Annotated in this window: 10 protein-coding genes; 5 read left to right on the forward strand and 5 right to left on the reverse strand. The window is 70.2% G+C overall.

Going from position 1 to position 13667, the window contains the following annotated elements; genetic code table 11:
* Positions 1 to 73: 73 nt before the first annotated feature.
* Positions 74 to 934 carry a Bax inhibitor-1/YccA family protein gene (locus tag ABZX37_RS16510; protein WP_037816748.1) on the reverse strand — a complete coding sequence of 287 codons (861 nt, stop codon included), beginning with the start codon at positions 932 to 934 and terminating at the stop codon, positions 74 to 76.
* Between the two features lie 320 nt (positions 935 to 1254).
* On the opposite strand from ABZX37_RS16510, the gene ABZX37_RS16515 reads away from it, so the two are divergent.
* From ABZX37_RS16515 to ABZX37_RS16530, 4 genes are all read left to right on the forward strand, one after another.
* Positions 1255 to 2751, forward strand: coding sequence for a SpaA isopeptide-forming pilin-related protein (locus ABZX37_RS16515; RefSeq protein ID WP_354740237.1), 1497 nt, complete (start codon positions 1255 to 1257; stop codon positions 2749 to 2751).
* Positions 2752 to 2769: 18 nt separating this feature from the next.
* On the forward strand, positions 2770 to 3483 hold the full coding sequence (locus tag ABZX37_RS16520; RefSeq protein WP_354740239.1) for a class F sortase: 714 nt from the start codon (positions 2770 to 2772) through the stop codon (positions 3481 to 3483).
* A 217-nt stretch (positions 3484 to 3700) separates the two neighbouring features.
* A complete protein-coding gene (locus ABZX37_RS16525) occupies positions 3701 to 5692 on the forward strand; it encodes an SDR family oxidoreductase (RefSeq protein WP_354740241.1) in 1992 nt (663 codons plus the stop codon).
* Positions 5693 to 5812: 120 nt separating this feature from the next.
* On the forward strand, positions 5813 to 6997 hold the full coding sequence (locus ABZX37_RS16530) for a cell division protein DivIVA (protein WP_354740243.1): 1185 nt from the start codon (positions 5813 to 5815) through the stop codon (positions 6995 to 6997).
* Between the two features lie 490 nt (positions 6998 to 7487).
* On the opposite strand, the gene ABZX37_RS16535 is transcribed toward ABZX37_RS16530, so the two are convergent.
* The 4 genes from ABZX37_RS16535 to ABZX37_RS16550 all read right to left on the reverse strand — a co-directional run bounded on the left by ABZX37_RS16535 (position 7488) and on the right by ABZX37_RS16550 (position 10103).
* Positions 7488 to 8810, reverse strand: a complete 1323-nt coding sequence (locus ABZX37_RS16535) for an amidase family protein (protein WP_354740245.1) — start codon at positions 8808 to 8810, stop codon at positions 7488 to 7490.
* A 10-nt stretch (positions 8811 to 8820) separates the two neighbouring features.
* Positions 8821 to 9456, reverse strand: coding sequence for a response regulator transcription factor (locus tag ABZX37_RS16540; RefSeq protein WP_344279883.1), 636 nt, complete (start codon positions 9454 to 9456; stop codon positions 8821 to 8823).
* A gap of 102 nt (positions 9457 to 9558) precedes the next feature.
* Positions 9559 to 9822 (reverse strand): WXG100 family type VII secretion target, encoded by a 264-nt coding sequence (locus ABZX37_RS16545; protein ID WP_354740247.1) that lies wholly within the window; start codon positions 9820 to 9822, stop codon positions 9559 to 9561.
* Entirely contained in the window at positions 9819 to 10103 is a 285-nt protein-coding gene (locus tag ABZX37_RS16550) for a WXG100 family type VII secretion target (RefSeq protein ID WP_354740249.1), read from the reverse strand. The genes ABZX37_RS16545 and ABZX37_RS16550 overlap by 4 nt, the downstream gene beginning before the upstream one ends.
* Positions 10104 to 10422: 319 nt before the next feature.
* On the opposite strand from ABZX37_RS16550, the gene ABZX37_RS16555 reads away from it, so the two are divergent.
* On the forward strand, positions 10423 to 13662 hold the full coding sequence (locus ABZX37_RS16555; protein ID WP_354740251.1) for a BTAD domain-containing putative transcriptional regulator: 3240 nt from the start codon (positions 10423 to 10425) through the stop codon (positions 13660 to 13662).
* Positions 13663 to 13667: the final 5 nt, after the last annotated feature.

Below are 13667 nucleotides of genomic sequence, written 5' to 3' on the forward strand. Positions count from 1 at the left end.
GTTCGGGGCAGAAAAACAGAAAAGGCGCTCCGCGTAACGCGGAGCGCCCCTTCCCGGCAACCTGTGCGAGAAGCTAGTCGCGCAGGTAAGACAGCAGACGCAGGATCTCGAGGTACAGCCACACCAGCGTGGTCATCAGGCCGAAGGCGGCGTACCAGGCCCACTTCGAGGGCATGCCGGCGCGGATCATCTTGTCGGCCTGGTCGAAGTCGAGCAGGAAGCTGAACGCGGCGATGCCGATGACCACCAGGCTGAAGACGATGGCCAGCGGGCTGCCGTCGCGCAGCGGGTTGAAGCCGAAGAACAGCGCGGTGACGAGGTTGACCAGCATCAGGATGGCCACGCCCGCGACCGCGCCGACGATCCACTTGGTGAGCTTCGGCGTGACCTTCACCGCACCGGTCTTGTAGACGACCAGCATGGCGACGAACACGCCCGCGGTGCCGATGAGCGCCTGCAGGGCGATGCCCGGCAGGAACACCTCGAACAGGCCGCTGAGCGCACCGAGGAACAGGCCCTCGGCACCGGAGTAGACGAGCGTGAGGGGACCGCTCGGCTTCTGCTTGAAGATGATCACCAGAGACACGACGAGGCCCACCACGAGCCCGCCGATCAGCGCGCCGAGGAGCGGACCGCTCGGCGAAAGCCTGCCGAGGGAATCGCGGACGAGCTGGGACTGCGCCCAGATCGCCGTGAGCACGCCGACGACGAGCGCGACGCCGAGCGACATGCCGGTCTTGATGACGACGTCGTCGACCGTCATCGGACGGTCGGCGGAGGCGGTACCCATCTGGCCAGGGCCGTAACCCGGGACGCCGCCTTGGCCCTGCGGCTGGCCGTAGGGCTGGTCGAAGCCGACGTTCGGCCCGTACTGCCCGGTCGCGGCCGCGCCGCGCGGGAGATTGCGGAACGCCGGGTTGCTGCTGGAACGCACCTGTCCTCCTGGACTTTATGGCACCTTGCATCGGGTTCAACGACCGCGGCGGCTCGCTGGTTCCCGTTCGGGTAAAGCCAATTTTACTCATCACCCGCACGGGTGGGGCGACCCCCGTTACGGCCACCGTAGGCGATGAAGGTCACGACCGTTCACCGCAGGTCACCCGATGGTCTCTAGACAACTCCCATGGTGACCCGCGAACCTTCACATCGCGTGTCCGGGAAGTGACCGAACGCGTGTCGGGGAGTTGTTCGATCAGGTGAACTGCGAGAACGCCGTTCAAGCGTCGGCAGGCACGTCGAAGGAGCCAACACACCATGGGGTGGATCTCACGCCCGCGCGCTCGCTGGCGCGCGGCCACCGGGCTGGTCGCGACCGCACTGCTCGGCGCACTCTCCGTAACCGCAATGGGGGCGACCCCGGCCGCTGCCGCTGTTGAACAAAGCGTCGGGCAGAAAATCTTCATCGACCCGCCGACCAACAAGCATTACGACTGGCTTGGCTCGTACAAGGTGGGCGGCAAGAACGTGTTCTGCGTCAGCTTCCACCTGAAGGCACCGGACAGTACCGAGGAATACCAGCCGGGCCAGGAGCTGCTGACGAAGTGGGGCGAGAAGCTGAAGCCCGACGTCGCAGCCAACATCTCGTATCTTCTGCTGCGCTACGGCAACACCACGAACAACGATGAGGCCGCCGCGCTGGCTCATCTGCTCCACTCGTGGACCGCCCCGTCGCGCAAGCCCGGCGACACCGACCCGAGCCTGCCCAAGAAGGACGTCGCCTATCCCGAGGCCGACTACCTCACGTACCTCACAAATGCTTCCAAGACCGCAGCCGACGACGTGGCCAAGATGAAGGCCGAGGCCGTGGCGAACCGCGGGCCGTGGACGGCCTCGGTCACCGCGCCGAAGGGCGACCAGCACCTCGGCCAGCCCGCGGCCTGGACGGTCACGGTCAAGAATTCCCAGGGCAAAGGCATCCCGGACGTTCCGGTGAAGCTGACCGCCACCGACGGGACTGTCGGCCAACCGGACAAGCAGACGGACACGGAGAAGGCTTCGGACTCTTCCTCCGGCAATTCCGCGCCGCAGGCCGCGCAGAAAGACACGACGCTGAAGACTGATGCGAACGGCACGGTCACGGTGAAGGTCACGCCGACCGGCGATCAGCCGAAACTCGCCGCGTCGTTGTCCGCGCCCGCGGACACGCCGAAGGTGCAGAACCCGGTCAACACCAAGGACGGAATCCAGAACGTCGTCGGCACCGGCGGCGAGAAGCAACTGACCGCCCAAGGCGTCGTCGCCGTCGCAAAGCCGGGCAAGGTGCAGGTCACCAAGACCGATGCCAAGACCGGCAAGGGCATCGGCGGCGCGACCCTGCGGATCACCGGCAAGGACCGCAAGACCGCGGCCACCAGTCAGGACGGCAAGGCGCTCAACGGGCCCGACGGCCAGCCCGCCGTGGTCACCACCAGCGGCGACAACGGGACCGCGACCGTCGAGAATCTGCTGGCACCGCAAGAGGTTTGCGTGGTCGAGGTGAACGCGCCGCCGGGCTACACCAACGCGTTCGACCCGAACAACCCGCCCGCCGCGTGCGGATCGCTGACGCCGGGCGGCACACTCGCACTGACGGTGGCCAATACGCCGAACGAAGTGCCGCACGCGATTCCCGCCGGCGACCTGCCGGTGACGATGGCCAAGGGCACGGTCGAGACGAGTTTCTCCACGGGCGGCATCGCGGGTCTCGCGGCGCTGGTGCTCGTCGGTTCGGCGCTGGTCGGGTTCGCCGCTCGGCGGTCGGCCCGGCGGTAATCGAAAGCAGCAAGGGCAATGATCGGAAAAGGACGGCTGATCGGCGGGTTCGTGCTGGGCGCGGCAAGCGTGCTGGCAGTGGAACTCGCGACGGTCGTGATCAGTTCGCCGCCGACGACGGCAGTGGCCGGGAGCGCGTTCCCGGCCGCTGCCGCCGTACCGGCTGCTTCCCCGCAGCAAGTGGCTCCCGCGCCGCCGCCGTCGAGCAGTGCGGCGCCGCCTAGCAGTTCGGCGGCAGCACCACCGCCGCCTGCCGCGCCCGCGGAGCATCGGCAAGCGCCGGAACCGGGACCGCAGGCGCCGGGCACGATCCGGCTGCCTGGCGGCGGGACGGCGGCGATGGTGCGGCAGGACCTCGGGCCGGGCAACACGCTTCCGGTGCCTTCGGACATCGGTCAGGCGGCGTGGTGGGGCGCGGATCTGGAAGCGGTCAGCGGCGCGAGCGTGTTCGCGGGCCACGTGAACTGGCGCGGCGCGACCGGCCCGTTCTCGGAACTGTGGAGCGAGCGCATCGGCGGCGTGGTGACGATCGTGGACCGCACGGGCAAGACGAGCCGGTACCGGATTTCCCAGCTGGTCACCGTGCACAAGAACGACCTGCCCAGCCGCGCCGACGATCTCTTCGGGCAGGCCGGCCCGCATCGGGTGGTCCTGGTGACCTGCGGCGGACGCTGGATCGGCGGGAGCGACGGGTACGAGGAGAACCGCGTGGTGATCGCGGACCCGGCGTGAGGGGTCCCCTCGTGCCCCGCTGAAACCGCGCGAGGGGTCCATTCGCGCAGTTTCTGGCCAGCCCTCCGCCCGCGGAAATCCGCCGCCACCTGCGGCACCCCGTGCGGAAGCTAAGTTACTTGCGAGTAACCTCACCCTGCCGCGTTGTGGTCAGGGCGGCGTCCATGCAGCAGAATGCCCATGGGTCCAGGCGGCGGCACGGCGGAGGGTGATGGAGATGGCGACGTTCTTGGTGACAGGCGCGACCGGGTTGATCGGGCGCCAGGTCACCCGGCAGCTGCTCACCCGGCCGGACGTGGAGCGGGTCGCGCTCGTGGTGCGCGCGTCGTCGCGGGAGAAGCTGGCCGCGCTCGTCGACGGGTGGCCGCATCCGGACCGCGTGACGCTCGTGACCGGCGACCTCGGCGAACCGCTGATGGGAGTGTCCGACGCGGACCGGGAGGCGCTGCGCGGCGTCGACCACGTCATCCACCTCGCCGCGCTCTACGACATCACCGCCGACGACGAAACGAGCGTCCGGGCCAATGTGGACGGTACGCAGAACGTCCTCGACCTCGCCGCGGACCTGAACGCCGGCTGCCTGCACCACGTCTCGTCGGTCGCCGTCGCGGGCGACCACGAAGGACTGTTCACCGAGGACATGTTCGACGTCGGCCAGCGGCTGATCACGCCTTACCACCGCACGAAATTCGAGGCCGAGAAGCTCGTCCGGGACCAGCACGAGGTGCCGTGGCGGGTGTACCGGCCCGCGGTCGTGGTCGGCGATTCGCAGACCGGCGAGATGGACAAGATCGACGGCCCGTACTACCTCTTCCCCGCGATCAGCAGGCTCGCCGGGCTGCCCGACGTCCCGTCCGCGGGCCCGGATCTGGGCGACACCAACGTGGTTCCGGTGGACTACGTCGCGAAGGCCTTGCTGGAACTGGTCACCACGCCGGGTCTCGACGGCCGCGCTTTCCATCTCGTGAACCCCGAGCCGCAGCCGGTGGTGTCGGTCTACAACGCGTTCGCCCGCGCCGCCGGGGCACCGACGATCACGGTGCAACTCGGCGACAAGGTGTCGAAGGGAATCGTCGGGCTGGTCAAGCTCAGCGAGCACATTCCCGGGTTCACCATTGCCCGCGACGCGGTGCTGGAGCGGCTCGGCATTCCGCCGGTGCTGCTGGAAACGATGGCGTTCCCGTCGGTGTTCGCTTCGGCGGAAACGCGGAAGGCATTGGCCGGAAGCGGCGTCGAGGTGCCCCGGCTCGAGGAATACGCCCCGACGCTGTGGCGCTACTGGCGCGAACACCTCGACCCGTTCCGCGCGCGCAAGCACGGTCCGCGCGGCGAACTGGACGGCCGCCGGGTGATCATCACCGGCGCGTCGTCGGGCATCGGACGGGCCACCGCGCTGAAGGTCGCCGCGGCGGGCGGGGTGCCGCTGCTGGTCGCGCGGCGGCAGCACGAACTGGAGGAAGTGCGCGACGAGATCATCGCGGCGGGCGGCACCGCGTCGGTGTACCCGGCGGACCTCACCGACGAGGATTCGGTGCGCAAGGCCGTGGACGCGATGCTTTCCGAGCACGGCCGGATCGACATGCTCGTGAACAACGCCGGACGGTCGATCCGGCGCTCGATCAAGCTGTCGTACGACCGGATGCACGACTACGAGCGCGCGATGGCGATCAACTACTTCGGAGCGGTGCGGCTGATCCTGGCGGTCCTCCCGCACATGTCGGAGCGGAAATTCGGGCACATCGTGAACGTTTCCTCGATCGGCGTGCAGGGAATAGCGCCGCGCTTTTCCGCCTATGCCGCGTCGAAGGCCGCGCTGGACTACTTCTCGCGGATCGCGGCGACCGAAACGCACGGCGACGGGATCACCTTCACCACGATCCACATGCCGCTCGTGCGCACGCCGATGATCCGGCCGACGAAGATCTACGACGCCTTCCCCACGAAATCGCCGGAGCAGGCGGCGGACATGGTGCTGAAAGCGCTGGTGCAGCGGCCGAAGCACATCGGCACCCCGGCGGGCCAGGCGATCGGGCTGACCTACACGCTCGCGCCGGGGCTCACCGACGCGATCGCGTACCAGGGTTTCCGGATTTTCCCGGACTCCGCGGCGGCGGGCGGCAGCGGGAAACTGAAGATCGGGCGGGGCGAGAAACACCTGTCCCGCGCGGCGATGGCGCTGGCCCGGCTGTCGCGCGGGTTCCACTGGTAGTGACGGCTTCGCGCGGCGGGTGAGGCCGTTCAGGCGAGATCGCCACGAAGAATCGACCCGGGGCGGTGATTCACCACTCCTGGCGGCACGCACGCCAGGTGCGCGGGTACGGTCGTGGGCATGGTTCCCGAGCGAGACAACGGCCTCCTCCCGCTGCGGCGCGAGTACACCGAAGCCTGGCGCGGCTTCGACCGCACCGAGGTGCGGCAGTACCTCGACCACCTCGAGGGTCAGCTGCACCGGCTGATCACCGACCGCGACGCGGCTGCCACGCAGGTCGCCACGCTGTCGCGCGAACTCGAGGCGGCGCGCGGCGAGGTGTCGAAGCTGCGGTCCCGGGTCGAGGAGCTGCTGAAGCCGCCGGAGCGGCTCGAGGACCTGGACGAGCGGATGCAGCGCACCGTCTCGCTCGCGCACGCGCGGGCCGACGAGATCACCAAGCGCGCGCAGGTGGCGGCCGAGAAGCACTGGGCGTCGTCGACCGAGGCGTCCACGAAGCTGCGCGAGCGGTACCACCGCTTGGTCGAGGAGCTGGACAAGCAGGCCGAAGCGCTGCACTCGGAGCACGAGGCCGCGCTGAAGGAAACCCGCGCCGAAGTGCAGCGGCTGACAGTCGAGGCGGCGCAGCGCCGGGAACTCCTCGACAACGAGGCCGAGCGCAAGCGCCGCAAGATCGAGCGCGATTTCGACTCGAAGATCACCGCCGAGCGCACCGCGCACGAAAAGATGATCACCGACCAGCGCACGGCCAGCAAGAACCAGGCCGAACGCCGGATCTCGGAAGCCACCGCGGAGGCGACCCGCCGCGTCGAGGAGGCGACGGCGGAGGCCAAGCGCCGTCTCGACGAGGCGACCACGCAGGCGGCCCAGCGCACCACCGCGGCCACGCGGAAGGTCGAGCGGCTCGCGGAGATCCGCGAACAGGCCCGCAAGAACCTGGCGATGGCGGACGAGGTGCTCGGCCGGAGCGAGGGTCTGCTGACCGCGCTGCCGTCGGAATCGGTGCTGCCTGCCGCCTCGAAGCTGGTTGGCGGCGACGACCCGGCCAAGCCGGACCCGTCTCCCGCGCCGGTCGAGTCGAAGACTGCTCCGTCTCCCGCGCCTAAGCCGAAGGCTGAGAACGGTTCCGCCGCGAAGGCCCCTGCGGGGAACGGCTCGTCCGCGAATGGCGGTGCCGGAAAGGGCGGTTCGGCGAACGGCGGGTCGACGGAAAGCGCGGCCGGAAACGGCGCGAAGACCGGCAACGGCTCGACGGGGAACGGCGCGAAGTCTCAGCCGCAGACGGCGGGCAAGCCGAGCAGCTGACCTGCGGATCGCAGTGAGCCCGTCGGCCCGGAAGCGGTCCGGCGGGCATTCGCGGCGGCTATAAGACTTCTACGCGCGGCTCCGGAAAGGGCACGTCAGCGGGCAAGCCGAACACCGCCGCGCCCAGCCAGCCGGGAACCTGCTCGGCGACCTGCGGCTCGGGAAAGCACGTTGGCGAGCAGCGTGTCCGCCGACTGCTCGACTGGCAAGTGCGCGACCGCGACATTTCGCTCCGAACAGCGGCGGGCGATCCAGGCCGCGAGCCGCTCGGTTGTGGGGCCAAGTCCGTGAGGGCCACCTTCACGGACTCTGATTCCCGGTGCCAGGAACTTAAGCCGCGCGACCTCGGCCCGCTGACCGTCCACAAAGGACGCCAATAGTGCCGGAATGCCCGATTTGCCGCCAGGTGACCGCGTCTTGAAGTCCGTGAAGGACTCCTTGAGGGAATCAGATTCCTTCAAGGAGTCCTTCACGGCATGCAGGCGGAGCCTCAGACTGTCCGCGGCCAGGGGTTCGCTGACTCCAGCTCCGCCGCCAGTCCCAGCAGCACCGGCTCCCCGCCGGGGCGAGCGACCAGTTGCACGCACATCGCCAGGTCGTGGACAGGATGCCGGGCGACCGGAACCGACAGCGCCGGGTATCCGGCCAGGTTCCACGGGCCGGTGAAGGACGCCACCCTCGACGACGGGACCGCGTTCGCCAGCCAGGATTCCCGGTGCCAGCGGCGGGCTTTCACCGGCAAGGTCGCCAAAGTCGGCGTCACCAGGACGTCGTGCGACTCGAAGAACCGCGCCGCGATCGCTTGCCATTCGTCGCGGGCCCGGTCGGTGACCAGGCGCGAGGTCAGGCGGCCCAGGCGGACGTGCACGCGGGTTCGGGGTTGCAGGCGCGAGAGGTCGAACGAACCCGAGACCTGCTCGGCCGGGCCGGCGAACCAGCGGGCGACCAGGCCGCCCAGGGCGCGGAGCGGGTAGGCGGGGGTCGCGGAATCGACCGAGTGGCCGGATGCGCGCAGGAGGTCGGCTGCCTGGTCGACGGTGGCGCGCAGAGGGCGCGGCAGCGGGGCCCGGGTGAACGGGACCTGGGTCGAGGTCGCGATTCGTTGCGCGCCGGGAGTCGCGAGCGTGGCCCAGTCTGGGCGGTCGGCCAGGACTGACATCAGGAGAGCGGCGTCGGCGGCAGTGGTGGCGAGCGGGCCGTGGGTGGAGAGGCCGAACCAGCCGGGAGTGTCTTCGCGGACCACGTCGCGGCCGGGTTTCAGGCCGACGATTCCGCACATTCCGGCGGGCAGCCGGATGGAACCCAACCCGTCGGTGCCGTGGGCGATCGGGACCAGACCGGCCGCGACCGCGGCGGCGCTTCCGCCGGAGGAGCCGCCTGCGGTGAAGGACGGGTTGCGCGGGTTGCGGGCGATGCCGTCGGGATCGTCGCTGGTCGGGAAGATGCACAGCTCCGGCACGCGGGTGAGGCCGACGATCACCGCGCCGGCCGCGCGCAGGCGGGAGGCGATCAGGCCGTCGGCGTCGGCGAGGGTGCGGGGGCCTGCTTCGGAGCCCCAGCCCATGTACTCGCCAGCGACCTCGGTGACGTCCTTCACCGCGACGGGGACACCGGCCAGTGGCAGCGAAGCCAGGTCCGGGCGGGCCGCGACTTCGGCGGCTTCAGCTCGTGCCTCGGCAAAGCGCACGCGGCGGAAAGCGCCGACGACGCCGTCCGCTGCCGCGATCCGGGCGAGTGCTTCTTCGGTCACCTGGACCGGGTCCAGCTCCCCTGCCCGCACTCCGCGAGCGATTTCTACCGCCGTCTGCGCCATGATCAGAACATTAGATCGCGCCGGCGCGCAGGGCATAGGCCACGGCGTGCGCGCGGTTGTTCAGACCGCATCGGGTCATCAAGCCGTAGAGCACGTTCTTGACCGTCCGCTCCGAATAGCAGAGCTTCGTCGCGATCTCCTCGGTTCCGTAGCCCTCGGCGACCAGCCGCAGCACGTCGCATTCGCGCGAGGCCAGGCCGGACAGCGTGAGGCCGTTCGGCTCCAGCACGTCGCGGCGCATCCGCTGGACCTGCGCGAGCAGCGCGCCCTGCAGCCGCGGCGGCAGCGTCGCCGTGCCGTCCCCCGCGGCCAGCACCGCCGCGACCAGTTCGCCGCCGCCGGTTTCGCGGCGCGGCAGGATCGCGACGACGCCGCATTCGACGGCCGTCATCAGGTCGCTCTCGCGGAAATGGTCGACGACGATCACCAGGTGCGGCCCGGTCAGCTGCTCGGACTGCCTGCCGAGCTCCCGCACCTGCGACAGCACCCGGTCGGTGACGTGTTCCTCCATCACGAGGACCACGTCCGCCTGGCTCGCCGCGTCCTGGCCGAGCAGGACCAGCTCCGGGCGCGAACCCAGCAGGCTCGCGGCTCCGGCCCGGGTGATCGGGTCCGAGGCGAGAACTGCGACCTTGACGAGCTTCACGACTACCCCCTCCACATTGCCTGCACGCAGTGTGGAGGGCGAGACTTCACGTTTTCTGGCGCGCTCGTGAAGGCCGATGAAGATAACCGGGGTTCTCGCAGCTCAGCCGCCTCTTTTCGGGTCTTCGGCGGAGATCTCGCGGAAGGCCTCGGCGGCTCGGTCGAGGCATTCGGGCATCCGGTCCAGCGCGGTCGACCACTCCCGTTTGGCCTCCCGGTAGCGGGCCCGCGCCGCCGACGGCCAGCTTGCCACCTCGGGCTCCACTGTGGACTCCAGTTCGGCGAGCACCGCGCCGAGGTCGCCGGTGGTCCGGCGGATCCGGGACAGCACCTCGGCGGCCTGATCGAAGCCGGGATCGCCGCTCATCGACGGTCGGCGCACCGCAAGCGCTCGTTTGAGCACTCAGCGGCCGAGGACGCGGCCGTACCGCGCGCGACGTCCACGAGATCTGCCAGACTGCCCAGAATGCGATCGAACTGCTGCTCCCAATCGTTCATCGCCTGGCCGAACCGGACCGCCGCCTCGCCGCGCCACGACGCCTGCAGCGCCGCCATTTCGCTGTTCACCGTGCCGAAACAGGCGTTCGCGGCGTCGATCGCCGCGGCGAACGGCACCGCCTGTTCCGGCAGGCCCGGGACCGGGTCCACGCCTCCTCCTCACCGTCCGCACGTCAAGACCGCGATCGAGCGCGCGGGTTCCTCATCGAGGCTGCCGCAGGGATTCCGGTTCGGAAACCGGGGAGCGGGCCGGATGCCCCTTTGTCGCGGGAGGTGTGCCTGCCGGACCGCCCGGCCGGTTTGCCCGGCGTTCACCGCGGGGCCGCCCCCTCGACTCTGTCCACCGGACAATTCGCTGGACAAGACCGGCAAAAGCAACCCGGGGCGGTCCCGCCACGTCACCTTTTCGGCGTAAGCTCACCAGTGGCATCCGGCGTGTGACGATCCGTCAGCGCGTGAAGGGAGACCGATGTCGGCATCCGGCGGCGTCCCGGCGCCGGAAATCCAGCTGCTCGGACCGGTACGAGCCTGGCTCGGCGACCGGCAGCTCGACCTCGGTTCTGCTCATCGGCGCACGGTCTTCGCCGTACTGGCCTTCTCCCCGAACCGCACGGTCTCCCGCGAAGTGCTCATCGACGCGGTGTGGGGCGACGCGCCCCCGGCCAGCGCGCAGGGGAGCATCTACACCTATATCTCCGGTCTGCGCCGCGTCCTCGAACCGGGCCGCCGCAAAGGCGCCGAATCGCGGCTGATCGCCTCCACCGGGTCCGGCTACTCGCTCTGCGTCGAACCGGAGCAGATCGACGTCCACCGCTTCAGCGCGCTGCGCGATCTAGGCAACCGGCTGCTCGCCGAGGGACGCCGGGCCGAGGCGCGAAGCGTGCTCGACGAAGCTCTCGCGGAGTGGGACGGCACACCGCTGCAATGCCTGTCCGGTCATTACGCCAGCGCGCAGCGGGTGCGGCTGGAGGAGCTCCGGCTGGCGACCGTCGAACGCCGGGCCGAGCTGGCGATGGACTCGGGCGAATCCGCCGGGCTCGTCACGCAGCTCGGCGAACTCGCCGCGGACCACCCGTTCCGCGAGCCGCTGCACGGTCTGCTCATGCGAGCGCTCGACCAAGCGGGACGGCATCACGAGGCGCTCACCGTTTACACCGAGCTGCGCGAGCGGCTGGTCGAAGCGTCCGGGACCGAGCCGGGGCCAGCGCTGCGGGAGCTTTACGAGAAGCTGCTGGCCGTTGACGAGGCGGTCGCGCCCGCGCCGGTCACGAAGGTCCCGCGCTTCCCGTTGCCGGTGCTGCCTCCGCGCCCGGCGACGTTTGTCGGGCGCGAGAACGAGCTTCAGCTGCTCAGCGAGGCCGTCGCCGGTCTCGGCGGCGGCCTCGGCCGTTCGGTGTGGGTCAAGGGAGAACCGGGGATCGGCCGGACCGCGCTGCTGGCCGAAACCGTCGCGCTGGCGCACGAAACCGGCTACACCGCGCTGTTCGCCGCCGCCGATTCGCTCGACCAGGGCTTTGCTCTCCGGCCGCTGCTGGACGCGCTCGGCGTGCATCCGCGCGCCTCGGATCTGCGTCGCGCGGAACTGGCGGTGGCGCTCGCCGAGAACCCGGAACTGGACCCGGTCCAGGGCATTCTCGGACTGGTCCGGCAACTCTGCGCGGACGGTCCGCTCGCGCTCGTGGTCGACGATCTGCAGTGGGCTGACGAAACGACGCTGCAGGTGTGGCAGCACCTCGCCCGCGAAACCCGGCGGCTGCCGCTGTTGCTCGTCGGAGCGAGCCGTCCGCTCCCTCGCTGGGCCGCGCTCGAAGCGCTGGCCGCGGATCTGTCGTCTGGAGCGACGTCGCTGCTGCGGCTGGAGCCGTTGCGGGACAGCGAGATCCGGAAGATTTCGGCCGACCTCACGGGCGCGCCGCCGAACCGGATGTTCTCGCTGCTGCTCAGCCACGCCGCCGGTAATCCGCGCTACGCCACGGAAATCGTCGAAACGCTGCTCGCCAACTCGATGATCCTGCTCGACGGCGCGCACGCGATCGTCGACGGTTCCTCGTGCCGTTCGATCCCGTCGCCGCTCGGCTCGCGGATCACGCTGTACCTGATCTTCCTCTCCAGCTCCGCGCGGGACCTGCTGCGCTGGGCGGCTTTGCTGGGCAAGGAATTCTCGCTCGCCGACATCGCGATCGCCACCGAACGCGCGCCGACCGCGCTCGTCGCCGCGGTCGAGGAGGCGCTCACGGCGGGGGTGCTGGTCGAGTCCGGCGATCTGCTCGCGTTCCGGCATCCGTTGCTGCGCCGCGTGTTGTACGAAAAGACGCCGGCCGCGATGCGCGTCGCGCTGCACCGGCAGCTGGCCGAGGCGCTCGACGGAGCGGGGGCGGGCGCGGAACGCGTCGCCGAACAGCTCGCCGCCGCGCCCGCGCAGGTGGACCCGTGGGTCGCGAACTGGCTGGTCGAACACATCGGCACGGTCGCCGCGCAGTCGCCGCGGGTCGCGGTGGACCTGCTCAAACAGGTCGTCAAGCAGGCCGTGCTGCCCGCTGAGGCCCGCGAACCGCTCACCGCCACGCTCGCCCGGCTGCTGTTCTGGCTCGGCCGCGAACCGGAGGCGGAGGCGCGGTCGGTCGTGGCGCGCACCAAGGACAGCAGGCAGGCCGCGGAAATGCGCTGGATCCTCGCCTACATCTATTACCGCCGCGGCGAATTCGCCGAAGCCTCCTCGGAAGTCCGCCGCACGCTGGCCGATCCGAAGGTGCCGGAGATGTGGCGCGGGCGGCACGAAACGCTGCGTGTGACTATCGAACGGTTCGCCGTCGATCATCAAGCCGCAGCGCCGGATCTGTCCGAACTCGGCGTGCTGGACGGCCTCGACAACGACGCCGATCTGAGCACCGCGCGCAGGCTGGCCGCGACCCGCGCGGTGCCGGGTGAGATGCACCTGGCCGGCGCGGTGCATTACTACTGGCGCGGCCGTTGGGGCGAGGCGCTCTCCGAACTCGACACGGTGATCCGGGGTGGCGCGGAAACCGCGTCGTATGTGTTGCGCAGCCCGGGATCAGCGTTGCTCGTGCACGGCGTCGGCGCGTTGATCGCGAGCCACCGGGACGAGCCGGAGGAGGCCCGCGCGCATCTCGACGCGGCGGCCCGGCATCAGTTCCCGCACGGTCTCGAACCGAACGGCGGCGACTACCTGCTCGCCGCGCGCGCCCAGCTCGCCGAGCTGGAAGGCGACCCCGAAGCCGCCCTCGCCGCGCTGCTGCCGCTGTTGGAACAGAGCTACCCGCCCGCCGCGCGCCAGCAGTGGCTGCCGGACCTCGCGCGGCTCGCCATGCAGCTCGGCGACCAGCCGCACGCGTTCCGGGCGTTGCGGCTGATGGGCGACACCAGCGGGTACGACACTCCGCCGTCGCACACCGCGGCCTCCGCGCACTGCCGGGGCCTGGTCACCGCGGATCCGGACGCGATCCTCGGCGCCGCCACGCATTACGAGGCCGCCGGACGGATGCTCAAGCACGCGCGCGCCAGCGAGGACGCCGCGATCCTGCTCGCCGAGTACCGCCGTCTCGACGAGGCGCGCACGGCTTTCCTCGCGGCACTCACCAGCTACACCTCGGTCGGCGCGGCTTGGGACGTGCGGCGGGCCGAGACACGGATGCAGCCGTACGGCATCCGGCGGGCCAGTCCGGTCCGCGCGCGTGCGGCAGGAGAGTGAACCGG

This window comes from Amycolatopsis sp. NPDC004079 (assembly GCF_040610415.1).
GTDB lineage: Bacteria > Actinomycetota > Actinomycetes > Mycobacteriales > Pseudonocardiaceae > Amycolatopsis > Amycolatopsis halotolerans.

Bases quoted from the DNA above. Each gene is read 5' to 3' on its own strand.
- ABZX37_RS16530 (WP_354740243.1), top strand. From the start codon at position 5,813: ATGGTTCCCGAGCGAGACAACGGCCTCCTCCCGCTGCGGCGCGAGTAC.
- ABZX37_RS16535 (WP_354740245.1), bottom strand. From the start codon at position 8,810: ATGGCGCAGACGGCGGTAGAAATCGCTCGCGGAGTGCGGGCAGGGGAG.
- ABZX37_RS16520 (WP_354740239.1), top strand. From the start codon at position 2,770: ATGATCGGAAAAGGACGGCTGATCGGCGGGTTCGTGCTGGGCGCGGCA.
- ABZX37_RS16515 (WP_354740237.1), top strand. From the start codon at position 1,255: ATGGGGTGGATCTCACGCCCGCGCGCTCGCTGGCGCGCGGCCACCGGG.
- ABZX37_RS16555 (WP_354740251.1), top strand. From the start codon at position 10,423: ATGTCGGCATCCGGCGGCGTCCCGGCGCCGGAAATCCAGCTGCTCGGA.
- ABZX37_RS16545 (WP_354740247.1), bottom strand. From the start codon at position 9,822: ATGAGCGGCGATCCCGGCTTCGATCAGGCCGCCGAGGTGCTGTCCCGG.
- ABZX37_RS16525 (WP_354740241.1), top strand. From the start codon at position 3,701: ATGGCGACGTTCTTGGTGACAGGCGCGACCGGGTTGATCGGGCGCCAG.